The sequence below is a fragment of the Microcoleus sp. ARI1-B5 genome (assembly GCF_036705795.1).
Classification (GTDB): Bacteria; Cyanobacteriota; Cyanobacteriia; order Cyanobacteriales; family Microcoleaceae; genus Microcoleus.
This window is the reverse complement of sequence record NZ_JAUBVK010000032.1, coordinates 23,289-45,861: the sequence shown is the minus strand read 5'-3', so window position 1 is coordinate 45,861 and position 22,573 is coordinate 23,289. Positions and strand designations below refer to the sequence as shown.

Sequence of the window (22,573 nt, the reverse complement as noted above, 5' to 3'; positions counted from 1 at the left end):
TTAACCCTCAGCTTAGCGCGAATTCATGCTCAAATTCCTACTTAAGCGCCGGACACGGCAATGCCGTTTCCCTACCGCGAGCCTTCATGGCATTAGTCTAGGCCTAAATGCTGCCGCAAGGCTTGGCGCATCACATCTACTGGGACGGATTCTGTGTCCAGCCAAATTTTCAAGGCGGCTGCTCCTTGTTGAACTAGCATGGGGAGTCCGTCAATGGCTCGCGCCCCCCGAAGCTGTGCATCTTTGAGAAACTGGGTAGGATTCGGGGTGTAAATTAGATCGTAGACGATCGCACCTGCTTTCATTCGATCGAGCGTAACAGCAGAAACCGGCGACTTTTCCCCGTGCGGGTACATCCCCACAGGAGTCGTGTTCACCAGCAAATCCGCCTGCGAGATTAACATTGACAAATTATCCCAAGTATGCACCTGCAAATTCTGCACCGGCATCCCAGAAGTTACCCAACTTTGCTGAAATTCCGCTAAATTTGGTGCGCTGCGGCCGACAACGTGAATCTCGGCACATCCCAATTGAGCGCATCCAGCCACAACAGCCCTCGCCGCGCCGCCATTCCCCAAAATTACCGCTACTTTCTGACTCCAATCGGAACCCCCCCCTAGGGGGGTTTTTAAACCCGGAGATCCCCCTAAATCCCCCTCCCGGGGGACTTTGACGCAATTCTCCCCCCTTGTTAAGGGGGGCTGGGGGGGATCTGAATCTGATTGGAAAGTTTGAAAACCCCCCGTTTGCAGCGGTGCGAGAAAGCCTTCTACGTCCGTATTTGTGCCGCACCAACCTTTGTCAGTGCGATATACGGTATTGACTGCGCCGATCGATCGGGCGATCGGAGAAACCGACGACAGCAGCGGTAAGATGGCTTGTTTGTGCGGAATCGTGATGCTAAATCCCCGAAGGTCGATCGCACCAAATCCTGCAAGAGCAGCTTTTAAATCCTCTGGTTTTACCGGAAACGGCAGGTAAACAAAATCGACTCCCAAATGAGAAATAGCAGCATTGTGCATCGCCGGCGACAGAGAATGTGCGATCGGATGACCGATTACTCCGAGCAGTTTAGTAGTGCCTTTAATCATAGTTTGAAGGAAGAAGGAAGAAGGAAGAAGGCCGAAGGCAGAATGAAGAATCAAACTAATTTTGGTAAATTTATTGTACAGCTTTTTTGAGCAGAGATTGAAAATTATTATTCAACTCAGTTAAATAAAACTCTTGACTTGTGCGCAGGTAACATCATAATATAGTAAACATATTGTTCTCACTAAATGCAGTGCAAAGCATTTAGGGGAACTTGCAGCGGACAATAGTCCGCTGCAACGGTTTTAGAGAATAATCAGGGTTGGTAGTGAGGACTTTAGTCCTCTCATTTATGCGGACTAAAGTCCTCACTACAAACGAAGTTAATTGGGCGTTGTGAGTATTTTACAGCTCAAAGCTGTTGCGCCGCATCTTCTGTTTCCCGAAACTCTTTAGCGTCAGCCAAAATCGGATTGACATCAAACCAGTAATCCTCGCCGTAACGGTATTCAAATACCCAGAGACTGCGCAGCAAAATTTGGTATTTAGTTTCGCCACTGACTGTTTTGGTAGCTGATACTTGGCGCAGCAATTTCCATTCATCCGGTTCGATCGCCAAAGTAAGCTGGTGGCGGCGCTGGACGATCACATTTTCCAAAGTTTCCCGCGACAGAGGAGGGTCTTGTTTCTGCAGACAGCTATACAGCAGTTGCAGCAAATTGCGGACATGACCCCCGCTAACTCGACAAAGGCGATCGAGTGTTTCCCCAGAATCAAAAATTTTGCCAACCAAAGCATAGCGCCCAGAAGGCTGCACCGTCGGAAAAGCGCGCGCCAGAACCATCTGCCGCAGCAATTCGATACCCTCAGAGCACTCAGAACCGTCGCTCAACTGCACCGGTACCATCGGCAAAACTTTGGGATCGACCCCGAAACGGTTGGTCAACTGGCCCAAATCGTTAGAGAAAATCAGCACCAAAGGAATTGTATACACGACGTGGCAATTCAGTCTTGCCAACTGTTCGCCGCGATCGACAAACAGGTATTCCGGCTGAAGGCGCCCCGTCGGTTTCGCGCACAGGTGGATGCGATCGAGATTGTCGATAATTACCACAAGTCCCTGTTTACCTTGGCGCTTGAGTTCTTGATTAGCCGGTTCCAGCAGCTCCTTATTTAGCGCATCTAAAATTACGTTGGTTCTGGGCTCCAAATATTGCCGCAACTCCGATCGCAAATTCGGAGCATCTTTCGCCTTCGCAGTAATTTTGCCAATTCCCAAAGACAAAGAAAATTCTCCCTCCGTGCTGGCATTGACTGCACCCAAACCGGGGACAGCAGCTTCAGCTTTCAGATCTATTTGAGTTTGAAAAACATCCGCAACCCCTTGCAGCAAAGCTTTAAAACCTGTCGGTTGCAGCTTAATTTTCATTTTCTCAATGCTTTCGCTCACCTGACGCGCCACGCTCAACAATATGTCAGTGATATCGACATCAGCCATATCTAAGTCTTTGCTAGACTCAAAATAAACCACATGAAATCCTTGCTCCTGCAATTGTGCTTGCAGCCGCAGCAATTCCGTTGATTTGCCCGAGCCGATGTGACCGGTGAACAATTGACAGGTAGGTACATCGGGCGAGAGACGGCTGATGGTACGCTCCAATTGTTCTACGATTGTGCCGCCCCGCACTGACGAAAAATCGATATAATATTGTCTGTCTTCTGCATTTGCTACCGCCAGGGTGTAGCTGGGATTGCAAGCTTTATAAAATTTCCGTAAATTTAGTTCCATACCATATTCCCTGTTTTATAACATTATGCCCTAATAACTTCTTCATTTCGGTATTTGAGCAATCCGAACAAGTAGCGGTTTATTTTGATATTTTATTTGTCTGTCAATATCCGGATGTATTTCATAATCCGCAATCACCAACCCCACTTAAATACCATTGGTTAGTAGTGAGAACTTGAATTTTTAAATTTTCAAGTAAACTAAAATAGTGACTGCGATCGCATTGATTGCCGGTAATTCACCGGACACTATCTAACGCGGGCGATCGCGAATTGGGCAGTTTCCAATCAACGACGAACAGTTAGCCGTAATGTTCTCGACTAAAAGCAGCTATTTTAATACGGTTAACCGAATGTAGAAAGGGCCCAAAATTGCCACCGCCCCGATCGATTATTTAGTCAGTTGATTTTGCATCAATTCTACCATTCGTTCGCCTACACCTGCGGCGGAAGCGGGATTTTGACCTGTGACGAGTCTGTCGCTCGCCACAACACAAACCTCAAAATTAGGAACCTTGGTAAACTTCGCCCCGCGTTCGATTAATGTTGACTCCAGCAAAAACGGGACTATATCAGTCAGTCCCACAGCGGCTTCCTCTTCATTAGTAAAAGCAGCCACAGTCTTGTTAGCAACCAGGTATGTGCCATCAGATAGCTTAATATTGACTAATGCGGCAGGCCCGTGACAGACAGCACCGACAATTCCGCCTGCTTCGTAAATAGCAGCCGCCATCTCAGCGAGCCGATCGTTATTTGGGAAATCCCACATCGTCCCGTGTCCGCCAGCATAGAAAATAGCGCCGTATTGTGCGGGGTCAATTTGTGCGGGATTGAGCGTATTTTCCACTCGCGAAACCTGCTCGGAATCGTCTAAAAAAGCCTTATTTAGCGGGTCTTCCAAATCAATCCCCACCATTGGAGCTTTGCCGCCTTTTGGGCTGACAAAATCTACCGTTAATCCGGCCCGAGTAAAAGCGTCCAACGGGTGCGTTACCTCTGGGAGATAGAAACCAGTTTCTTTGCCGGTTTCGCCCAGAGTATCGTGGCTGGTTAAAACAATCAGAACTTTTTGGCTAGTCATAGTCTATTCCTTTTGCGGGTGTCTTTGTACCTGTTGTTCTCATCCTAGGGCGAATTCATCTAGAATACAAATTATAAAAGTTTCGGGCTGGTATAAATATAGTTATGGCAAATGCCAATGCCGAACTTCCTAACATCCGTTACATCTGAGATGTTGCAGCATTGTCAGCAACAGGCTTTCCGGCCTGTTCCACAAGAAATTCATTCTTTGTGGAACGGGCCCTCCTAGCCCGTTCATAAAAGCCTTATTGAAAATGGTGCAATATCTCAATTAAATCCGTTACATCCGATCGCGTGCTCGTTGCGGAACTGCCTTCTTTATGATTAACTTTGAATGGTACCGCAGCTTTATCGAGGTTTACCGCGTGGGAACCGTATCGGGGGCCGCCCAAGTTCTCCACCTCACCCAACCGGGTGTCAGCCAACACGTCGCAGCAAGAGAGTCAGCTTTGGGAAATCCCTTGTTTCAAAGGACTCCGAGGCGGATGGTGCCGACGGAAGCGGGACAAAGACTGTATACTCAAGTTGCTGGTGCGATCGAGAAACTGGAATCAGTTCCCCACAAAAACTCAACAGCCCAAACTCCGCAAACCATCAGAATCGGTACGCCACAAGAATTTTTTATAGAACGAATTCTGGGTAAATTACCGCAGGACGATCGCACTTTTTACACGATACAATTTGGGTTAACGCCAGAATTAATCCAACAACTCAAAACAGGAAAACTAGACCTTGTAATTGCCACACAAAAAATTACCTTGTCTGATATTGAATATGAATTGCTATTCGAGGAGAACTTCTGGCTAGTCGGGCCACCAAATATGGCGATTCCGATTTCCGAAGGAATCAGTCAAGCAGATTTAAACCCACTGTCTCAATGGCTTTTAACCCAAGATTGGATTGCTTACAGCGAAGAATTGCCGATCGCCCCCGCTTTTGGCGCGTAGTTTTTAGTAGAAGAATCGACGTTCAACCCAAACTAATTATTCCCGATTTAAGAGCAATTAGACAAGCGGTTGTATTGGGATTTGGCTTTAGCGTTCTTCGACTACTTGTGTGCAGATTGGGTGAAATAAAATCGCTTGACACTTGTCCTCAAACCTGCACAGGCTGTTAACAATTGTATCTGGCTGGCTTTTCGGAAATCTGAAAGACAGTTGCCAAAAATCAAACGGATGTTAGAATTTTGCCAATTTCAATAATTCTTGTAGATACCAGACTTCTTGAAGAAGTCTGGTATCTAAAATAACGCCCGATCGCCAATAATCTCCAGCAGCCGCGAGGATTCGCTGCGAATTTCAGATCCTTCCTTTAAAAGTAGAGCATCAATTACTTCTCGATCCAATAAATCAACATAATTATCATCGAGTTGGCAGAGTTCAATAACCGCCCGCAAACCAGCCAGTCGCTCCTCATCGGAAGTACCTACAACCATTCTATTAATAGAAGTCAGCAAAACGCGCTCTGGCGGTGAAATAGTTTCTACAAGTTCTGCCGCTGTCTGCCGCACGATCGAATGCTTGTCTCCCAGACACAAAAACATCAACTCTAATAATACTCCGTCACCGTACCGAAATTCCTGATGTCGTAGCTTTCCTAACACTTCCAGGGCGATCGCCCTTACATCCCATTCCTTGTCAGCAAGCAAGCAACCCAGTAGAAGAGCAACCACAGGATTATCTAATTCTCCCAATTTTACAGCAGCATTATATCTAACATCATTCCCTTCTGAGAGTGTATCAGCAGCCGCCTTTGCCACTTCCGCAGGCCATTTCATAACTTGTGGGATAGAGTCTGCCAAGATTAAATCATCATCCCAGAAACTATTGTGAAAATTTGGCTGATGTTCTTTTGATAGAAAGTTTATGTGACAATCTTCTACTGATACATTTGTGGCGATCGCATTGCTAAAATCCGTTGGGCGATCTCCTTCATCAGAAAAACAGCCAATAAATTTTGTTTCATATAAAGTGGCTCCTTGAAAAGATGTTCCATTCAAGCGACAACCAAAAAACTCACATCCCGATAAATCTAGTTTATCAAAGATACAACCTCTTAAATCGCAACAGATTAGAGAGTCATTCGGCTCGATCGCAAATAGATGCTGCTTGCTTTGCCAATCCATTTCTAAATAACGACTGCGCTTGCTGTCTAACTTAAGCATTACTTTATTTCCCCAATTGTTCTTTCCAAGGTTTTGCCCATCTGGGAATCTCCGGTTCATCGCTGTTGCGGTAGTCTTCAGCCCATTTTAGCGCCTCTTCCATCTTGACAATTTCCTGCTCAATTTTTTGCTTTGCCTCAGAGGGCAACTTTGCTAAATGCTTCCGAAGTCCCTTAATGTACTCCTTGCACTTTCCAGCGTGGAGGGTGCTATCTTTTAGCGACTGCGGTGGATTTCCTACGCCTCCTTCAAATTGTTCCTTCATTACCATGAAAGCACAACTTCCATCACCGTACTCTGCTCCCTCCCTGTAAAGGTCATTCATCACTTCCTGAGCTTTATCTACTGCTAGAGCTTCTGCACGCGGTAGCCAAGTCTCTCGATTTTGAATTAATTGAGCCTCTGGGGTTGTAGGGGGAGTCCTGAGTTTTTTCAGTGGATTTGATTGCTCGTTATTGCCCTTTGGATTCATCTGTTACTGGATTCCCAATGCCCGATCGCCCTTACGAAAAATCCCCCGCTACAGCATTACCATAGCGAGGGATTTTTGTCAACCTACAAAATCAACTTTCTTGCAGTTTGTTGTTAGCTTCTGTCAGTAGCAGCTACCGGCTCAAAGCTAGGAATCACCAACTCATCATTCTGCTTAGTGAGTAGATTGTACAGCCTTTCGGTATTCGGGAAATTCGCAGCAGGCAGAGTCGGGAAGCGACGGTAAGGAACAGTATCCTCGCCAAACGCCTCGGCATATTCAACACTGTTCAACATCGCGTTGATAAAGCCCTTAATCCCTTTACTTGCCAAGATTTGGTTGTAGGTCCGAATCTCCGCTTGATTGCGGGGAGCGCGGCCTAAGAAGTGCTTCGTTCCCAACTCAATCACCTTAGTATTGGGATAAGGTGCGTAGAACTGTTTAACGTACAGCGAGGAGGATCCCAAAGCCTCAATGAACTCCTTGAGATTGATTTCATTGTTGCCCAGTTTGCTTTCCAGCGCCGTGAATTCATTCTTCACAACATATGGGTTGATGTCGCGCTCAAAAACTTGACGGTAAGCAGCTTGAATTAAAGTTTTCAAAGCTACTTTGTCCGAAGTATTCGTCAGCTTGAACACCTTAGTTTGTTCGCGCCGCTTGCTGACACCTTGAGCGAGGCGAGTTTGCAACTCGAAATCGCCCCGATCGCCTGCTGCACCCAGTTCAATAAACCGAGGAGTTTCTGGCGTCACAGCTTGGACATTTTGCTCAGCGACGGAACCCGATCGCATCGTCCGCATCGACAAACCACCGGGAGTCACATAGCGCTCGTAGGGCACTGTATCTTCCCCGAAAGCTTCGTTGTACTCCATGCTGTCCATGATGCCATCGACCAGCGCGTAGAAACCCTTCTTAGCGCAAATGTCAAAGTAAGCGTTCATTTCCTGGCGGCCGTAGGTAGGGCGTCCCAGGAGTCGGCGGTGAATATACTCGATCGCCTTACAAACGTACAGCTTGCTCCAGTACATATTGCGGAACACGTCTGACTTCGCCAACATCCGAATAAACTCGCGCATCGGAATGTCGCCGTTTTCCAGCTTAATTTCCGCCACCTTTTGGCGCTGGCCGTCGAACACGTCGCGACCGAACACTTGCAGGTAAGCTGCCCGAATCACCGCTTGGGTGGAACTTTCGGTAAATTTGACACTGGAACTGTTGCTGTAGCTGCTAGAGACACCGCGGGCAGTTTTCTTGGAAGCCACATAGCCGCCTGGTAACTGGTCTAGTTTAAAGACCTTGGGGCCCAGAGAGCCTGGAGCCTTACCGCGAGCCTCCGGGTTGCTCAATTGATTTTCAATCCCCGCACCTTGACGGATCAGGATACGGCGAGTGTCTTTGCCGAAGGGAGCTGGACGGTTCTTGGGGTTGCGAGTTTCTTTCGGGAAAATCGCGCCGAACTGAATTTCTAAGGGGTCATTGCCAACACCGTAAACGTGCTGGTCTGGCAGCGGCTGAGTGTAGCCCGCAAACAAGGTGATGAACTGAGGAACCTTGCGGAAAGGAGCGCTGTAATTGAACAGATCGATTTGCGGGCCCCAGTTGCGACACTCCTGAGCTTCTTGGCCCAAACCGCGCAGGTAAGGCACTGTTTCTTCGCCGAAGTAGTCGGAATATTCCTGGGAATAAACCATCGCGTCTACGAGGGCTGGCAGGCCGCCTTTGGTGACGATCGCAAAATACTTGCTAAATTCCTCCCGCGAGCTCAAACCGCGGCCTAGGAAGTGGCGGGCGGCCAATTCTACAGCACGGCTGTTGACAAACGGCTCGTAGAATTGCTGACGGTACAGAGGAGATTTGCCAAGGCGGCGAATAAACTCTTTCATCGAGATTTCGCCATTTTTGACCTTGGATTCCAAGTCAGAAATGCTTTGGCTGTATGCGCGGCTAATGTCGCGCTCGAATACTTGGCGGTAAGCTGCTTTGATTACTTCGAGCTTTTCGGCCGAAGACAGACCGGTTTTCATGACGAATTTCGACCGTCGCTCGGCTGCGTTGAAGTAGATTTGAGGCAGTTGCAGCCCTTGCTGGTCGTTGCTTTCGCGCTGCCGCACCTTGTCTGAAGGTGTGGGAGCTTTGAATTCGGTAATTGCTACGTCGAAATACTGTCCGACGATCGCACTTGCCTCTGCATTGTTTCTGAAATAGCCCAAAGATGCTGCCTTCATTTCCTGCATTGCCACAATTGTGGCCGCCGAAGAGCAAGCATTTTCGATGATTTCCCGCAATCCGCGCACGTTCACCGAAATAATGTTCGGGTCGCCAGCTACGATCGCGTAGGTGATGTAGCGCAAAAACCAGCTCAAGTCCCGCAGAGATTTGGTCATGTTTCCCGGGCCGTAGCGCGAGACATTGATCGGCTGAAACCCTGCGGGGATTGGGCCGCTGTAGCCGCCACCGTTGCCAGAAAATAGATTTCCTAGCCCCAAGAAACCACCGCCACCGCCGTTGCCGCCAGCGCGGCTTTCTACGTAGGTGACATTTCCCAGTTTCATGCCTTCAGAGACATTCGCTGAACCGCCGCGAGCCGCGCCTGCTACAGCCATCGCAGGTTCTTGCGGTCTTTCCAAGAATGCCAGCGGGGAACCGCCGGTAAAAATCCGGTTGGCTGCGCGGGATACTATCAGTTCCGAGTTTTGGGTCAGCGTCGCAGAGATATCGATCCGAAGAGCCCCTGAACTGAAATAACTTGCCAGTTCGCTGAGTTCGCCCCGCTGTAGGAAGCGGTCTTGCTGTTCTGCTTGCGAAATTGTTGCGACCGGTACAGTTTGATATAGTTGCGGACGTGCAACTGAGCTTCCACCACTTGCTTTTACAGTCATTAGACTCTTTCGCTCCCTATCTAAATCGTTGCAGCATTTACCCAGACTAACCTTGCCTTCTGATGCAGGTAAAATTAGGTATTTTTGCTTTGTTTACTTTTTGCCTTGACCTGTCATGAGGTTAGGGCGCTTACTTTCTTAGATTAAAATGTTTTGGTTTCATCTTTCTTCCTGCCGGGAAATGTCCGACCCGAAGACAGGCGCGGGGCACTCCCTCCGGACTTGCTTCGCCCGTACACCCCGGGAACACAAGACTCGGCAGGAGAGTTGACCAGTGGGCGATCGCAGCAAGTGCCGTCAATTAAGGAAAAAGAAAATCCCAAATTTTCTTCTGCCTTTGTCTGTGCCTTTTACTTTCTGCCGAAAGACGACTCCGCTGTACCCGAAAGCTCAGCGGTGGGGATGGACAGTCCTCGTTTGTTAAAAAGCCTGCCGAGATTTATTGTATAGATTTAAGAGAGCTTATATGAGAAAAAATGATAAGTTTTATTACGCGGAAGCTGTCAGTCGATTTTAGATTTTAGATTTGAGATTTTAGATTGACTCGCCTAGAAGCCATAGGAGTGTACCGCGTAGCGCCGTTCTGTCGCAGCTCATGGCAATCTCAAAACTCACGCACTAATCCCTCACCTATGGATACTACGCCCGATATCAGTGCTGCCGTGCGGCGGCTTTACGATACTTTCCCTTTTCCGCCCGATCCCTTGTCCGACGAACCGCCCCCGGGCTACAACTGGCGCTGGAGTTGGCCGGATGCTTACAATTTTTGCACCGGCCAAAAGCCGCAAAAACTCGATATCCGAATTTTAGATGCTGGCTGCGGCACTGGTTCGAGTACCGATTACCTGATTCACCTCAATCCTGAAGCTGCGGTAACGGCGATCGACCTGAGTGAAGGTGCTTTGAAAGTAGCACAAGAACGCTGTCGGCGCTCCGGAGCGCGCGAAGCAGATTTCCGCCACCTCAGCCTGTACGATGCCGCCGAGTTAGAGGGCGAGTTTGATTTGATCAACTGCGTGGGCGTGCTGCACCACTTACCCGATCCGATCCGGGGCATTCAAGCGCTGGCGGCGAAGTTGGCCCCGGGTGGGTTGATGCACATTTTTGTGTATGCTGAGCTCGGACGCTGGGAAATTCAACTGATGCAAAGGGCGATCGGACTTCTCCAAGGCAACAAAAAAGGCGATTATCCCGATGGCGTCAAAGTCGGCCGTCAAATCTTTGCTTCCTTACCAGAAAACAACCGCCTTGTCAAGTACGAAAAACAGCGTTGGGCAGGAGAAAATCAGCGGGACGAATGTTTTGCTGATATGTACGTTCACCCGCAGGAAATTGACTACAATATTGAGACTTTGTTCGAGTTAATTGACGCTTCGGGATTGGAATTTCTTGGTTTTTCAAATCCGGGATATTGGCAGTTAGAAAGACTTTTGGGGAAAGCGCCGGAATTGATAGAAAGAGCTCAGGGTTTGACGGAACGGGAGCTTTATCGATTAATTGAATTGTTGGATACGGAAATCACTCATTACGAGTTTTTCTTGGGCAAAAAGCCTGTTAATAAAATTGATTGGTCGGACGATAAGGCACTTTTGGCGGCAATTCCAGAGTTGAGTGGTTGTATGCACGGTTGGCCCAGTCAACAAGTGTTTGATTGCAACTACCAATTGGTCAATTTGTCAAGTGCTGAATTTGAGTTTTTGCAAGGTTGTGTACCCCCCCCAGCCCCCCCTTGCCAAGGGGGGGAGAAAGAGGGAAGCCGGTCTGGCAAAAGCATAGGAGAGATTTTGGCGGATGTGGAGATGGGATTGGATGAAGTGCGATCGATCTTATCAAAACAGCTCATTTTGCTAACACCGAAATTATAGGGCTTTTTGATTATTTGAACGAACCGCGAAGACGCGAAGTGCGCGAAGGAAGAACTGCATCTGCTTCTTTCTCTTCCTTTGCGTCCTTAGCGCCTTCGCGGTTCATTTAATCTTACTCCCGGTAAAATCTCAAAGGGATTGACACAGGCCCCCGTCTGCGGCTAGGCTTTGAAGTGAGAGGTTGCTTTGCTTGTAGAGGAAGTAGCCCGCGTCGCCCAAAAATTGGGTTGCACTCGCTCCGCTCCGCTCCGCCCAAAGCTGTTACCAGCAGCAATGGACAGCTCACCGCCAAACTGAAAGCAGCAGTCTGGAGGCTAACGGAGTATGATAACACTCTGTGTAGCCGCCCTGCTATGTCTTGAAAAGCGGGGCGGCTGGGTTTTTGGGTTTTTCTAGAAAACCCAAAACCAGGAGAACATAATTATGTCACAGGAATTCTTGCCTGAGGACAACAAATTCGATCGACCAAATGACGACTCAGCAGCAGAATCCGAACAGGATGTGGTGTGTTTAACGGTGACAGGTTCGCCCAAGGGTGTCAGGGAAACCATACTCACCTTGTACCGCCTGGGATTTGCCCAAGTGGGCGATTGGAGTCCCCTACAGCGTGCAGCCAATCCGAAGCAAGTCATGAGTGTGCTGATTCGCCGTCGTTCGCGCAAAGCCTAGGTGTTTGCTCGTTCCCAGGCTAGACCCTGGGAACGCATTCCATGAGGCTCTGCCTCCTGTTTTTGTCCGCAGGCGAGGCAGAGCCTCGGGATCTCGGTTTCGAGGCTCTAGCCTGGAAGTTAAGTCTTTGCTCGTTCCCAGGCTCATCAAATTAACTCTTTAGGTGTTTGATGGAAACTACCAATTGGTCGATTTGTCAAGTGCCGAGTTTGAGTTTCTGCAAGCTTGTGTACCCCCCCCAGACAGGGCGGGCACGGGGGCACCGCCCCTACAAGGTGGTGGGAAGAGAGTTGGGGAGATTTTGGCGGATGTGGAGATGGGATTAGATGAAGTGCGATCGATCTTATCAAAACCCCTAATATGGCTAACACCCGGTGGTAAAATCCAATTGAGTAGTTGTCATTCACAAGCGAAGCGAAGAATCTCCGATGCTTGGGGCGGGCTAGGAGGGCCCAGCCCACAATCAAATTAACTCTTTGTGGAACAGACCGGAAAGCCTGTTCTGAGAACAGTCAATTATCATCAATAAATAATAAAAAGGGGTTAGTCATGAAAAAACAAACTTTTAGTAAACTACTCCAAAAAAACAACCCGGTAATTTTAGAAATAGGGACATCCACCGGCGAAGACTCCCTAGATTTCCTCCGAGAATTTTCAGACATTCAATTGCATTGTTTTGAACCCGATCCTCGCTGCGTAAAAATACATCAAAACACAGTCAAGGATCCGCGATGCCAATTACATCCAATCGCCATATCAGACGTAGATGGAGAAGCTGAATTTTATCAGAGCACCAATGACGAAACGGACTGTCCAGAATGGCTCAAATCATCAGAATGGCTGCAATCTTCTTCACTCAAAACTCCAAAAAATCATTTAGAAGTCTACCCTTGGTGTAAGTTTAAGGAAAATACACTAAAAGTGCCAACGCGCAGCTTAGATAGTTGGTTTGCAGAACAAGATATCGATCAAATTGACTTAATTTGGGCTGACGTACAAGGCGCAGAGGAAAACTTGATTAAAGGAGGACTTAAAACCTTGTCTCATACCAAGTATTTTTACACAGAGTATGAAGATGACGAACTCTATGAGGGACAAATCACACTTCAACAGATAAAGAGTTTACTTCCCAAGTTTAAAGCTATTGGCTATTTCAAGAACAACGTATTATTTAAGAATACTGAAATCCCCGATTCAGCCCTTAATACAACTGACCAAATAGTTTGGCAAACTTGGGATCTTTTTCCACCCAGAATGTGGCTGCACTTGCTCACAAAAAGGCTCAAATCAAAAGTTAAATCCCTCCAAGGTAAGGCTAAAGCGGAAGTTTAGGCAGATTTTTCTGAACTAACTATAACAGACATCAAAGCCTACCTTACTTTTCCGACAGATAGATAATTAGCCGCCGATTTGAGACATTGTGCGGCTGTAATTTCCTTGAGTAGTTCCCGAATCTCGCTGTTTGAAATTAATCTCCGGTTTAATCTCTAATATGTGCCGCACTCGATCGCATTTAATATAATTATTTATAAATTGGGTTGATGTAAAGCGATCGCCTTTCCCTAATTTATGGCACGTTTAAGAATTTGACCGACAACTCCATACCTGTCGCCTGTCAATCCATCCAATTCGTGTTCAACATCTTCTAACCATCCAAGTTTACTTGTCCACTTACCATTAGGTAACTGTCTGGCTGCATGAGTTGGGATACCGCTAGAGTCAACCTATATTGCTATTTTCTGATATCCAGCTTCTAATATATCACCATTACAAAGTTCATATCCCAGTGTTTGATAAGCCTGAATATATGCGTCTAAAGTCTCCTCTTGCGGCACGCCTTCTGGCCAATAGAATTGCTCTCCAGGTATCGGTTGCCACCAGCGATCTTCTTCACCAGCAGCCCATGCAAAGCAATTATATTCCTGTGACTTTTGGCTAGTAACTCGATAATCAGTGCGAGACAAGTTAGGCCATTTAATTTCAAGTTCCGGTCTTCTATACATTCTCTTCAATCGCGTAGCCTCGATCTCTACCCCACTCTATCCAAGCTGATGCCATCTGTTTTACCCTTCCCCTTTGTTCCGGTTTAATGGGATTTTCACCCGTAATTGCATTCAAGGCAGCTAACCAGTAAAGGGGATTTTTTTGCAGTTCCGATAGCAACAGCGGCACGACTTTAGATCCCATATTAATAATTTCCTGATATGCAGGATGCTGAGACATTTGAGCTGTCGAAGACATTCCCGCCACTTCACTTTGCCATTCCGTAGCAAGAGTATAAAATTTGTCAATTACCTCGCTCGAAATTTCAGCATTTTTATTGAAGATATCTCGATCGGTATTTGCTGCGGCATTTTCTCGTTGCGCGATCGAGCTTTCAATGCTCATCAAGATTAATTCTTCGATCGATACATTCATCTGGGCAGCAACTTTTTGTAGCTTCAGAATCAGCAGGTCTGAAATGGCGATCGAGATGGTGTTCATCTGACTTACAAAATTGGATGATGTCTTAAGTGTAGCAAATAAATTATCGATACAGAGTTGACAAAGATCGATCGCCCATTTTTGCCCAAGTACCTGAAGCGCAGCTATCCCGTAGGGAATCGCCCCTCTGGCCCACATAACAAAAAGAGCGATCGACGAAGGGCAGTTCACCCGCCAATTTGAGACATGGTGCGGCTGTAATTTCCTTGAGTAGTTCCCGAATCTCGCTGCTTGAAATTAATCTCCGGTTTAATCTCTAATATGTGCCGCACTCGATCGCGCAATTCGCCTGTAGACACCCCATTCCGTAAAGCAGTTTTTAAGTCAATTTGCCCCGTTTCGTTGAGCAGACAAGGCCGCAGCCACCCGTCCGCAGACAAACGCATCCGGTTGCAGCGATCGCAAAAACACTCGGACATTTGGCTGATAAATCCTAAAGTGCCTTTCGCCCCCGGAATTTGAAACACATCCGCCGGCCCATTTCCGCGAATTCCTGACTCAACCAACCCGTATTTGTCGTTAATTTGTTGCCGCAATTCGGCTGAGGCTACCCAACCTTTATCGCCAAATAAATCCCCATTCCCGATCGGCATAAACTCAATAAAACGAACGTGCCAGTTCCGGTTAATTGTTAACGCCGCTAAATCCAATATTTCGCCGTCATTGACACCGGGAATTACCACAACATTCAGTTTCAGCGGGTCAAATCCAGCTTGATAAGCTGCTTGAATTCCATCCCAAACCTGCGTCCATCGCGATCGTCCGCGACTGCCAATTATCTTATCAAAAGTTTCCGCCTCCAGCGAATCCAAACTAATATTAATCCGGCGCAAACCAGCTTTGTAGAGATTTTCGGCCATTCCCGCCAGCAAAAAGCCGTTAGTTGTCATTGACAAATCTCGCGTTTCCGGCAAAGATGCGATCGACCTCACCAATTCCACCACCCCAGGCCGCAGCAGCGGTTCCCCTCCAGTCAAGCGAAACTTGGTAAATCCCACGGGTATGAAAACTTCCCGCAGCAGAGTTAGCAATTCCGAGTGGGTTAACAACTGCTGCTGCAATACGTAGTCTAACTCGCTTCCTTCCGGCATACAGTAGAGACAGCGGAAGTTGCAGCGGTCTATCAAGCTAATCCGGAGGTAGTCTACGGCGTTCATGTCAATAGTTTGTAATATAATTTAATTATAAATGGCGATCGCATTTTCTGCAATTATTGATAGAAAGCAAAAAACCTGCATCGATTTCTCTCTCTTCTCTTACTCTGTGCTCTCTGCGTCCTCTGCGGTTAAGAAAAAAAATCTAGTTTGCAAGTCTATACATCTATGACATTCTTTGAATTTGAAGCTGATTTTGTCGAAGCTTTGCGCTGCATTCCGATGCAAGTACGTCTCAAATTAGATACTTGCGGCATTAAATTAAAGTTGCAGGATTGGAATCATTTCAACCAAGCAGAACGTCAAATGCTTGTAGAGAAACCTTGTTTGACTGCATCAGAAATTAGCGATTACCGAGAGCAGCTTAACCAAGTATTAATTAAACAGACTGGAAAGCCGGGAACTGATTTAGCCGTTGATGACAATCCCCCGTGGATGGATGCTGCAACTGTACCGGAGTCGGTTTCTGCAAAAGCCCAAGAGCTCGGCGTGACAATCTCTTTGGCTCAGTGGGCGAGTTTGCAGCCTCTACAGCGGTTTGCTTTGATCAAGCTCAGTCGATCGAGCCACGAGAATAAAAATTTCATCCCGGCGCTGCAAGAGTTTAAGGTGATTGAATGAGCTCGGGTTATACTCGTTAAATGCCTGTGAGAAATTCAGAAAAAGCAGGCAAGGACTAAAAAAATGGAAACAGAGATTTTACAGAATGATATCTCCCTAATCACTGAAACTATGAAGAGTCGAAATGGGGAAGGAATCTATGGCTATATTGACCGTGAAACTGGTGAGGTTTTGATTGGATGCCATGATGCTCCATTGGAAATTATTCCTAATGAAGAAGATGAGAATTATGAGGAAGTAGAATCTGAGTTCGATCGCCGGTACTTGCCAATTCCTCAAGAAGGTTCAAGGGATAGCTATCAAGACATGGTAGATTTCATTGAAACTGTTGCAGATGAGCGGTTGCGAGATCTGTTGGGGGTTGCTATCCAAGGGCGAGGAGCATTTGGTCGCTTCAAGGATGTATTGCGCCGTTCAGAATATGAATCAGAATGTAACCGTTGGTTCGCATTTAGCGAGAAGTGCGACTACCGCCGAGTAGTTAAATGGTTGACGGCTGAGGGGTTCAGCGTAGAAGTCGGTTTTTAACTGACATCAGGCACCCTTCTCAATTAACTTGTAGGGGCGGGTTCGCCAACAGCTTTAAATGGTGCAAACAGGTTAAATAAACCCGCCCTACCCCACGATATAACCTTTGATTGATATTGTTGCAAGATCTCAATTTTTCACCGACTTGTGATACTCGCTGTGGGCATTAATTTCCAGGCGACCTTCGGGACAATCCGACAACCCGATAGTCGGACAGGGGTTTAAACCCCTGTCGAGAGAGCGAAAGTCCTCGGTCGCCGACTAAAAATTATTATTTTCCGTCGCCTAAAAACCGACTTGTGCTACTCGCTGTGGGAATTAATTCCCTGGCGGCCTTCGGGACACTTCGACTGGCCTTTCCGGAGGCAGAGCCTCGCTTACATGGGTTCCCAGGCTCCACCCTGGGAACCAGGATAACCAGGATACAAGCGTTTTACTCGTTTGCTCGTTACCAGCCTCCAGCCTGGCAGAGCAGATCGCTCTTGCTCGGCCTCGACTCTACCGTTCTCTGAAGCAGATCGAAAAATTCATTTTTTTTTAAGTTATGTTACCTGCACGTGGTATTATTCGATGTGAAGTGTACGAGCTGTAACGTTTGTCACACTTGTCGCTACAAGACGGTTTCAACCGAATTAATTGTAGTGGGAGTCAACTAACACCGACTGCTTTAAAAGTCAAGTAACCTTGTCAGATCAATCTCGCGCATCCATCGCTGAAACGGGGGACATCTCTCAGACAGGTTCGTCCGAACCGGAGTCCACCGACGCTATGCAAGATTTCTACAAACTTCAGCAACAGTTGTTTGTGGTCACGCTCGCTTTCACGGGAATAATTTTTATCTCGGTGTGGATTTTTTATTCACTCAACATTGCCCTAAATTATATGCTTGGGGCGATCGCAGGTGTGGTTTACTTGAGAATGTTGGCTAAAGACGTTGAACGCATCGGCCCGCAAAAGACGAGTCTGAGTAAAAATAGGTTAGCTGTATTTATTGGGTTGATTGTAGTAGCAACTCAGTTGAAAGAGCTACAGATTTTGCCCATATTTTTGGGATTTCTGACGTATAAGGGCGCGATCGTCTTTTATATGCTGCAAAGCCTGTTTGTTCCCGACCCTGCAAATGGGTCAGGCAGTCGGTGAACCCTCCACTGTGTGAACTTCTTGTGAATGGAAATGCTAAATGTCTTAAATGCTTTTAATGCTTTTCCCCTCGCTGAGTTGGAAGTAGGCAAGCATTTCTACTGGCACATAGGCAGTCTCAAAGTTCACGGGCAGGTATTCATTACCTCCTGGATTGTGATTGCTCTCCTCGTGATAGCTTCCCTAGCGGCAACTCGCAATATGCAGAGAATTCCGCGCGGAATGCAAAATTTCATGGAGTACGCCTTAGAATTCGTTCGAGACTTGGCTAGAAATCAACTCGGCGAGAAAGAGTATCGTCCTTGGCTGCCATTTATTGGCACATTGTTCCTGTTTATTTTTGTATCCAATTGGTCGGGGGCCTTAGTTCCTTGGAAACTAATTAAGTTGCCAGAAGGCGAACTAGCTGCTCCGACTAACGATATCAACACGACGGTAGCACTTGCTTTGCTGACTTCTCTGGCATATTTTTATGCGGGTTTCAGCAAGCGGGGTTTGGGTTACTTTACTAAGTACATCGAACCGACCCCAATTTTGTTGCCGATCGCGATTTTGGAAGATTTCACCAAGCCACTTTCCCTAAGCTTCCGTTTATTTGGTAACATCTTAGCGGATGAATTAGTGGTAGCGGTTCTGGTGCTATTAGTTCCCCTGTTCGTACCTCTGCCCGTAATGATGTTGGGTCTGTTTACCAGTGCGATTCAAGCTTTGGTATTTGCCACCTTGGCAGGAGCTTACATTCACGAAGCATTGGAAGGACACGGCGGCGACGAACACCACGATTAACACTCTCAAATTGGGTAAAGGCTAATAGCGAAGAGTCCGCAGTCCGCAGTCATTAGACTGATGACTAATGACTAATGACTAATGACTAATTACCCAATATTCTCTCTTGAACTCTGTACACTAAGGTTAAGGAAATTTATCATGAATCCGACAATTGCTGCTGCTTCTGTTATCGCCGCCGGTCTAGCTATTGGTTTAGGCGCGATCGGACCTGGTATCGGTCAAGGTAATGCCTCCGGTCAAGCAGTAGAAGGTATTGCCCGTCAGCCGGAAGCAGAAGGCAAAATTCGCGGTACTCTCCTGCTGAGCTTAGCATTCATGGAATCCCTGACCATCTACGGTCTGGTTATTGCATTGGTGCTGCTGTTTGCTAATCCCTTCGCTTAATACTGAAGGACTGCAAAAAGGGGCGGATGTCTTTCCGCCCCAAAAACAAGGAGGAACTAAAAGTGTTTGATTTTGATGCAACTTTGCCCTTTATGGCGTTGCAGTTCCTAGTTTTGACGGTAGTCCTGAATGCGGTTTTCTATAAGCCCATGACTAAGATGCTGGACGAGCGGGACGAATACATTCGCACCACTCAACTGTCAGCTCAGGAACGCTTGGCGAAAGCCCAGAAATTAGCGCAGGAATACGAACAAAAACTGGGAGAAACTCGCAAACAGTCTCAAGCAGTAATTGCTACGGCTCAAGCCGATGCCAAAAAAATCGCGTCGGCGAAAGTAGCTGATGCTCAAAAAGAAGCTCAAGTGGCGCGAGAAAAGGCAGGCCAAGAGATTGAGCAGCAAAAACAAGAGGCAATGCGCTCGCTAGAACAAGAGGTAGATGTCCTGAGCCGACAAATTCTTGAAAAGCTATTAGGCACAGCACTGGCAAAATAGCTCGATCGAACAGTTTTAGATTTTGGGTGAATTTTAAAATCTAAAATCTAAAATCGGTTCATCCAACCTGCACGCGCAATTATGGAAGAGAATCATGGGGACTGTTTTATTGCTAGCCACAGAAGCTAGCCGGGAAGGTGGTTTCGGTTTAAATTTCGATATTTTAGAAACCAACCTGATTAACCTGAGCATTGTTATTGGATTGCTGTTTTACTTCGGGCGCGGCTTTTTAGGGAATATCCTCAGCGAAAGACGCTCCGCCATCGAAGAGGCGATTAAAGATGCAGAAACTCGCCAAAAAGATGCAGCAGCAGCTCTAGCAGAACAACAGCAAAAATTGACTCAGGCTCAAGCAGAAGCGGAACGAATTCGCTCCGCTGCTGAAGCAAATGCGATCGGAGCCAAAGAAGCAATTCTAGCTCAAGCGGCGCAGGACGTTGAACGCATGAAAGCAACAGCAGGTCAAGAGTTGGAAGCAGAGCGGGAAAGAGCGATCGCCCAACTCAGAGCGAGAGTTGCTTCTATGGCATTAGAAAGGGTGGAAGCCCAGCTAAAAACTAGCTTGGACGACAGCGCTCAAAACCAATTAATCGATCGCAGCATTGCGTTACTGGGAGGCTAAAACGTGAGTACAGTCAGCACAGAAGTCTTGCAGCCTTACGCATCTGCCTTGATGTCACTGGCTCAGTCCAGCAATCTATCAGAAAAGTTCGGCGAAGACATTCGTTCTTTGCTTAGCCTGCTAGAAGGTTCGGAAGATTTGCGTCAATTTTTAGGAAATCCGCTGATCAAACCGGATGCTAAAAAAGCCGTAATTGGGCAAATAGCGGGTGACGAAATGAGCCCGTTGATGCACAACTTTCTGAAGCTATTAGTAGACAAAGGAAGAATTGTTTTTTTAGAAGGAATTGGTCAACAATACTTGGCAAGGCTCCGAGAACTCAACCAAACTGTATTGGCTGAAGTTACATCGGCAGTTCCGCTTTCAGACGCTCAACAGCAAACTGTTCGCGAGAAAGTACAGGCGATGACCAGCGCTCGAAGCGTAGAAATTGAAACCAAAATTGACGCAGATTTAATCGGCGGTGTGGTAATCAAAGTAGGCTCTCAAGTAATTGATGCCAGCCTGCGGGGACAATTGCGCCGCCTCGGAATTCGCTTGAGTTCCTAATTTAAGGAAGAAGGAAGAAGGAAGAAGGAAGAAGGAAGAAAGAATAAGGGAAGAATTAAACAAAAGGCAGAAATCAATGAATTTCTGTTTTTGAGTGGTTAGTCCCAAATACTTACTACCAAATCTCAATTCTTTCTTGCCAAAAACATCCACCCGCCAAAAAATGGGTAGAAGCACTAGACTTAAAGTCGTGGAAAGATAAAAATTTTAGACGCTAGTTCAAACTCCCAGATTCACGGAGCTGCGAGTAAATCTAAAATCTAAAATCTAAAATCTAAAATCGACTGACTGACAACTGACAACTGACACATAATAACTGACATGGCAGCAATCAGACCTGACGAAATTAGCAGCATTATTCGCCAGCAAATTGAACAGTACGACCAAGATGTAAAAGTCTCTAACGTCGGTACTGTTTTGCAAGTAGGCGACGGTATTGCCCGGATTTATGGCTTGGATAAAGCTATGTCCGGCGAATTGCTAGAATTTGCCGACGGCACCGTGGGTATCGCACTGAACCTCGAACAAGATAACGTCGGTGCAGTGTTGATGGGCCAAGGTCTCGGCATTCAAGAAGGTTCCGCAGTTACTGCTACTGGCAGAATTGCTGAAGTCCCCGTTGGTGAAGCAATGTTGGGCCGCGTAGTTGATGCTTTGGCGCGTCCGATCGACGGTAAAGGCGATATTAAAACTACTGAGTCTCGCTTGATTGAATCTCCGGCACCTGGTATCGTTTCTCGCCGTTCTGTTTACGAACCGATGCAAACAGGGATTACCGCTATTGATGCGATGATTCCTGTGGGAAGAGGACAGCGGGAACTGATTATTGGCGACCGTCAAACTGGTAAAACTGCGATCGCGATCGACACAATCATCAACCAAAAATCGGAAGATGTAATTTGCGTGTATGTGGCGATCGGTCAAAAAGCCTCCACAGTAGCTAACATCGTCAACGTCCTGCAAGAAAAGGGCGCGATGGACTACACAATCGTCGTAGCAGCCAACGCTAGCGACCCCGCAACCCTGCAATATTTGGCACCTTACACAGGCGCTAGCTTAGCCGAGTATTTCATGTACAAAGGCAAGCACACCTTGGTCATTTACGATGACCTTTCCAAGCAAGCACAGGCCTACCGCCAAATGTCCTTGTTGCTGCGCCGTCCTCCCGGTCGCGAAGCATATCCCGGAGACGTGTTTTACCTGCACTCTCGCTTGCTAGAACGCGCTGCTAAATTGAGCGACGATTTGGGCGAAGGCAGCATGACAGCTTTGCCAATCATTGAAACCCAAGCAGGCGACGTTTCTGCTTACATTCCTACCAACGTAATTTCGATTACCGACGGTCAAATCTTCCTTTCTTCTGACTTGTTCAACTCTGGTTTGCGTCCGGCTGTAAACCCCGGTATTTCGGTATCGCGGGTAGGTTCGGCTGCTCAAACTAAGGCCATGAAAAAAGTAGCCGGTAAGGTGAAATTGGAATTGGCGCAGTTTGAAGAACTGGCAGCATTTTCTCAGTTTGCTTCTGACTTGGATAAAGCTACTCAAAATCAATTGGCCCGCGGTCAACGCTTGCGCGAACTGTTGAAACAAGCGCAAAGTTCTCCTCTGCCGATGAACGAACAAGTGGCTGTGATCTATGCTGGCATTAACGGCTACATGGATGACATCGATGTAGAAAAAGTTAGCAAGTTTACTGTTGGTTTGCGCGATTATTTGCGGACTAGCAAGCCGAAGTACGGCGAAATCGTTCAAGGCGGTAAGGCTTTGACTGATGAAGCTGAGAAGCTGCTGAAAGAAGGCATCGCGGAATACAAGCAAACTTTCTTGGTTTCTGCGTAATTAGCACGAAGTCTGTAGGG

At 47.1% G+C, this 22,573-nt stretch carries 22 protein-coding genes and 2 pseudogenes; 14 read left to right on the top strand and 10 right to left on the bottom strand.

What is annotated here, in order from left to right:
* Positions 1-92: 92 nt before the first annotated feature.
* The 3 genes from QUB63_RS29525 to QUB63_RS29515 form a co-directional block, all read right to left on the bottom strand.
* Positions 93-1,091 carry a shikimate dehydrogenase gene (locus QUB63_RS29525; RefSeq protein WP_332948928.1) on the bottom strand — a complete coding sequence of 333 codons (999 nt, stop codon included), beginning with the start codon at positions 1,089-1,091 and terminating at the stop codon, positions 93-95.
* 350 nt (positions 1,092-1,441) lie between these two features.
* Positions 1,442-2,818, bottom strand: coding sequence for a P-loop NTPase fold protein (locus QUB63_RS29520; protein ID WP_332948927.1), 1,377 nt, complete (start codon positions 2,816-2,818; stop codon positions 1,442-1,444).
* Between the two features lie 390 nt (positions 2,819-3,208).
* Positions 3,209-3,898, bottom strand: coding sequence for a type 1 glutamine amidotransferase domain-containing protein (locus tag QUB63_RS29515; RefSeq protein WP_332948926.1), 690 nt, complete (start codon positions 3,896-3,898; stop codon positions 3,209-3,211).
* Between the two features lie 319 nt (positions 3,899-4,217).
* On the opposite strand from QUB63_RS29515, the gene QUB63_RS29510 reads away from it, so the two are divergent.
* Positions 4,218-4,844 carry a LysR family transcriptional regulator gene (locus QUB63_RS29510; protein WP_332948925.1) on the top strand — a complete coding sequence of 209 codons (627 nt, stop codon included), beginning with the start codon at positions 4,218-4,220 and terminating at the stop codon, positions 4,842-4,844.
* Positions 4,845-5,137: 293 nt separating this feature from the next.
* Here QUB63_RS29510 and QUB63_RS29505 read toward each other — a convergent pair whose 3' ends face one another.
* The 3 genes from QUB63_RS29505 to QUB63_RS29495 all read right to left on the bottom strand — a co-directional run bounded on the left by QUB63_RS29505 (position 5,138) and on the right by QUB63_RS29495 (position 9,415).
* Positions 5,138-6,061: a HEAT repeat domain-containing protein gene (locus QUB63_RS29505; RefSeq protein WP_332948924.1), complete on the bottom strand. Its 924-nt coding sequence runs from the start codon at positions 6,059-6,061 to the stop codon at positions 5,138-5,140.
* 4 nt (positions 6,062-6,065) lie between these two features.
* Positions 6,066-6,533 (bottom strand): hypothetical protein, encoded by a 468-nt coding sequence (locus QUB63_RS29500; RefSeq protein WP_332948923.1) that lies wholly within the window; start codon positions 6,531-6,533, stop codon positions 6,066-6,068.
* Positions 6,534-6,646: 113 nt separating this feature from the next.
* The gene (locus QUB63_RS29495) at positions 6,647-9,415 is read right to left on the bottom strand and encodes a phycobilisome rod-core linker polypeptide (RefSeq protein WP_332948922.1); all 2,769 of its coding nucleotides are present in this window, start codon (positions 9,413-9,415) and stop codon (positions 6,647-6,649) included.
* Positions 9,416-9,568: 153 nt separating this feature from the next.
* Between QUB63_RS29495 and QUB63_RS29490 the strand changes: the two genes are divergently transcribed.
* The 4 genes from QUB63_RS29490 to QUB63_RS29475 all read left to right on the top strand — a co-directional run bounded on the left by QUB63_RS29490 (position 9,569) and on the right by QUB63_RS29475 (position 13,281).
* A complete protein-coding gene (locus QUB63_RS29490) occupies positions 9,569-9,865 on the top strand; it encodes a hypothetical protein (protein WP_332948921.1) in 297 nt (98 codons plus the stop codon).
* A 182-nt stretch (positions 9,866-10,047) separates the two neighbouring features.
* A complete protein-coding gene (locus tag QUB63_RS29485) occupies positions 10,048-11,280 on the top strand; it encodes a class I SAM-dependent methyltransferase (protein WP_332948958.1) in 1,233 nt (410 codons plus the stop codon).
* A gap of 423 nt (positions 11,281-11,703) precedes the next feature.
* Positions 11,704-11,949: a hypothetical protein gene (locus tag QUB63_RS29480; RefSeq protein WP_332948920.1), complete on the top strand. Its 246-nt coding sequence runs from the start codon at positions 11,704-11,706 to the stop codon at positions 11,947-11,949.
* 549 nt (positions 11,950-12,498) lie between these two features.
* A complete protein-coding gene (locus tag QUB63_RS29475) occupies positions 12,499-13,281 on the top strand; it encodes an FkbM family methyltransferase (protein WP_332948919.1) in 783 nt (260 codons plus the stop codon).
* A gap of 66 nt (positions 13,282-13,347) precedes the next feature.
* On the opposite strand, the pseudogene QUB63_RS29470 reads toward QUB63_RS29475, so the two are convergent.
* The 4 genes and pseudogenes from QUB63_RS29470 to moaA all read right to left on the bottom strand — a co-directional run.
* Positions 13,348-13,455, bottom strand: a pseudogene (locus QUB63_RS29470) (cyclic pyranopterin phosphate synthase MoaA); the annotation flags it as partial.
* A gap of 56 nt (positions 13,456-13,511) precedes the next feature.
* Positions 13,512-13,952 (bottom strand): annotated as a pseudogene (locus QUB63_RS35175) (DUF7689 domain-containing protein).
* A complete protein-coding gene (locus QUB63_RS29460) occupies positions 13,945-14,604 on the bottom strand; it encodes a hypothetical protein (RefSeq protein WP_332948917.1) in 660 nt (219 codons plus the stop codon). The pseudogene QUB63_RS35175 and the gene QUB63_RS29460 overlap by 8 nt, the downstream one beginning before the upstream one ends.
* Positions 14,601-15,590 carry a GTP 3',8-cyclase MoaA gene (gene moaA, locus QUB63_RS29455; protein ID WP_332948916.1) on the bottom strand — a complete coding sequence of 330 codons (990 nt, stop codon included), beginning with the start codon at positions 15,588-15,590 and terminating at the stop codon, positions 14,601-14,603. Before moaA ends, QUB63_RS29460 begins: the two co-directional genes overlap by 4 nt.
* Positions 15,591-15,755: 165 nt before the next feature.
* Between moaA and QUB63_RS29450 the strand changes: the two genes are divergently transcribed.
* The 9 genes from QUB63_RS29450 (at position 15,756) to atpA (ending at position 22,553) form a co-directional block, all read left to right on the top strand.
* The gene (locus QUB63_RS29450) at positions 15,756-16,208 is read left to right on the top strand and encodes a nitrate reductase associated protein (RefSeq protein WP_332948915.1); all 453 of its coding nucleotides are present in this window, start codon (positions 15,756-15,758) and stop codon (positions 16,206-16,208) included.
* Between the two features lie 63 nt (positions 16,209-16,271).
* Positions 16,272-16,736, top strand: coding sequence for a UPF0158 family protein (locus QUB63_RS29445; protein WP_332948914.1), 465 nt, complete (start codon positions 16,272-16,274; stop codon positions 16,734-16,736).
* Positions 16,737-17,504: 768 nt separating this feature from the next.
* Entirely contained in the window at positions 17,505-17,876 is a 372-nt protein-coding gene (locus tag QUB63_RS29440) for an ATP synthase subunit I (RefSeq protein ID WP_332948957.1), read from the top strand.
* 27 nt (positions 17,877-17,903) lie between these two features.
* Entirely contained in the window at positions 17,904-18,662 is a 759-nt protein-coding gene (gene atpB / locus QUB63_RS29435; RefSeq protein WP_332948913.1) for a F0F1 ATP synthase subunit A, read from the top strand.
* Positions 18,663-18,803: 141 nt separating this feature from the next.
* Positions 18,804-19,049, top strand: a complete 246-nt coding sequence (gene atpE, locus QUB63_RS29430; protein ID WP_015175641.1) for an ATP synthase F0 subunit C — start codon at positions 18,804-18,806, stop codon at positions 19,047-19,049.
* Positions 19,050-19,075: 26 nt separating this feature from the next.
* A complete protein-coding gene (locus QUB63_RS29425) occupies positions 19,076-19,543 on the top strand; it encodes a F0F1 ATP synthase subunit B' (RefSeq protein ID WP_332948912.1) in 468 nt (155 codons plus the stop codon).
* A gap of 94 nt (positions 19,544-19,637) precedes the next feature.
* Positions 19,638-20,165, top strand: coding sequence for a F0F1 ATP synthase subunit B (locus tag QUB63_RS29420; protein WP_332948911.1), 528 nt, complete (start codon positions 19,638-19,640; stop codon positions 20,163-20,165).
* Between the two features lie 3 nt (positions 20,166-20,168).
* Complete coding sequence (gene atpH, locus QUB63_RS29415; RefSeq protein WP_332948910.1) at positions 20,169-20,714, top strand: ATP synthase F1 subunit delta; 546 nt, start codon at positions 20,169-20,171, stop codon at positions 20,712-20,714.
* A gap of 321 nt (positions 20,715-21,035) precedes the next feature.
* Positions 21,036-22,553 carry a F0F1 ATP synthase subunit alpha gene (gene atpA, locus QUB63_RS29410; RefSeq protein ID WP_332948909.1) on the top strand — a complete coding sequence of 506 codons (1,518 nt, stop codon included), beginning with the start codon at positions 21,036-21,038 and terminating at the stop codon, positions 22,551-22,553.
* The last annotated feature ends 20 nt before the right edge of the window (positions 22,554-22,573 follow it).

What these genes read in the sequence shown, in the direction of transcription:
- QUB63_RS29525 (WP_332948928.1), bottom strand. Translation starts at nt 1,091, where the DNA reads ATGATTAAAGGCACTACTAAACTGCTCGGAGTAATCGGTCATCCGATC.
- QUB63_RS29520 (WP_332948927.1), bottom strand. Translation starts at nt 2,818, where the DNA reads ATGGAACTAAATTTACGGAAATTTTATAAAGCTTGCAATCCCAGCTAC.
- QUB63_RS29515 (WP_332948926.1), bottom strand. Translation starts at nt 3,898, where the DNA reads ATGACTAGCCAAAAAGTTCTGATTGTTTTAACCAGCCACGATACTCTG.
- QUB63_RS29510 (WP_332948925.1), top strand. Translation starts at nt 4,218, where the DNA reads ATGATTAACTTTGAATGGTACCGCAGCTTTATCGAGGTTTACCGCGTG.
- QUB63_RS29505 (WP_332948924.1), bottom strand. Translation starts at nt 6,061, where the DNA reads ATGCTTAAGTTAGACAGCAAGCGCAGTCGTTATTTAGAAATGGATTGG.
- QUB63_RS29500 (WP_332948923.1), bottom strand. Translation starts at nt 6,533, where the DNA reads ATGAATCCAAAGGGCAATAACGAGCAATCAAATCCACTGAAAAAACTC.
- QUB63_RS29495 (WP_332948922.1), bottom strand. Translation starts at nt 9,415, where the DNA reads ATGACTGTAAAAGCAAGTGGTGGAAGCTCAGTTGCACGTCCGCAACTA.
- QUB63_RS29485 (WP_332948958.1), top strand. Translation starts at nt 10,048, where the DNA reads ATGGATACTACGCCCGATATCAGTGCTGCCGTGCGGCGGCTTTACGAT.
- QUB63_RS29480 (WP_332948920.1), top strand. Translation starts at nt 11,704, where the DNA reads ATGTCACAGGAATTCTTGCCTGAGGACAACAAATTCGATCGACCAAAT.
- QUB63_RS29475 (WP_332948919.1), top strand. Translation starts at nt 12,499, where the DNA reads ATGAAAAAACAAACTTTTAGTAAACTACTCCAAAAAAACAACCCGGTA.
- moaA (WP_332948916.1), bottom strand. Translation starts at nt 15,590, where the DNA reads ATGAACGCCGTAGACTACCTCCGGATTAGCTTGATAGACCGCTGCAAC.
- QUB63_RS29450 (WP_332948915.1), top strand. Translation starts at nt 15,756, where the DNA reads ATGACATTCTTTGAATTTGAAGCTGATTTTGTCGAAGCTTTGCGCTGC.
- QUB63_RS29445 (WP_332948914.1), top strand. Translation starts at nt 16,272, where the DNA reads ATGGAAACAGAGATTTTACAGAATGATATCTCCCTAATCACTGAAACT.
- QUB63_RS29440 (WP_332948957.1), top strand. Translation starts at nt 17,505, where the DNA reads ATGCAAGATTTCTACAAACTTCAGCAACAGTTGTTTGTGGTCACGCTC.
- atpB (WP_332948913.1), top strand. Translation starts at nt 17,904, where the DNA reads ATGGAAATGCTAAATGTCTTAAATGCTTTTAATGCTTTTCCCCTCGCT.
- atpE (WP_015175641.1), top strand. Translation starts at nt 18,804, where the DNA reads ATGAATCCGACAATTGCTGCTGCTTCTGTTATCGCCGCCGGTCTAGCT.
- QUB63_RS29425 (WP_332948912.1), top strand. Translation starts at nt 19,076, where the DNA reads ATGTCTTTCCGCCCCAAAAACAAGGAGGAACTAAAAGTGTTTGATTTT.
- QUB63_RS29420 (WP_332948911.1), top strand. Translation starts at nt 19,638, where the DNA reads ATGGGGACTGTTTTATTGCTAGCCACAGAAGCTAGCCGGGAAGGTGGT.
- atpA (WP_332948909.1), top strand. Translation starts at nt 21,036, where the DNA reads ATGGCAGCAATCAGACCTGACGAAATTAGCAGCATTATTCGCCAGCAA.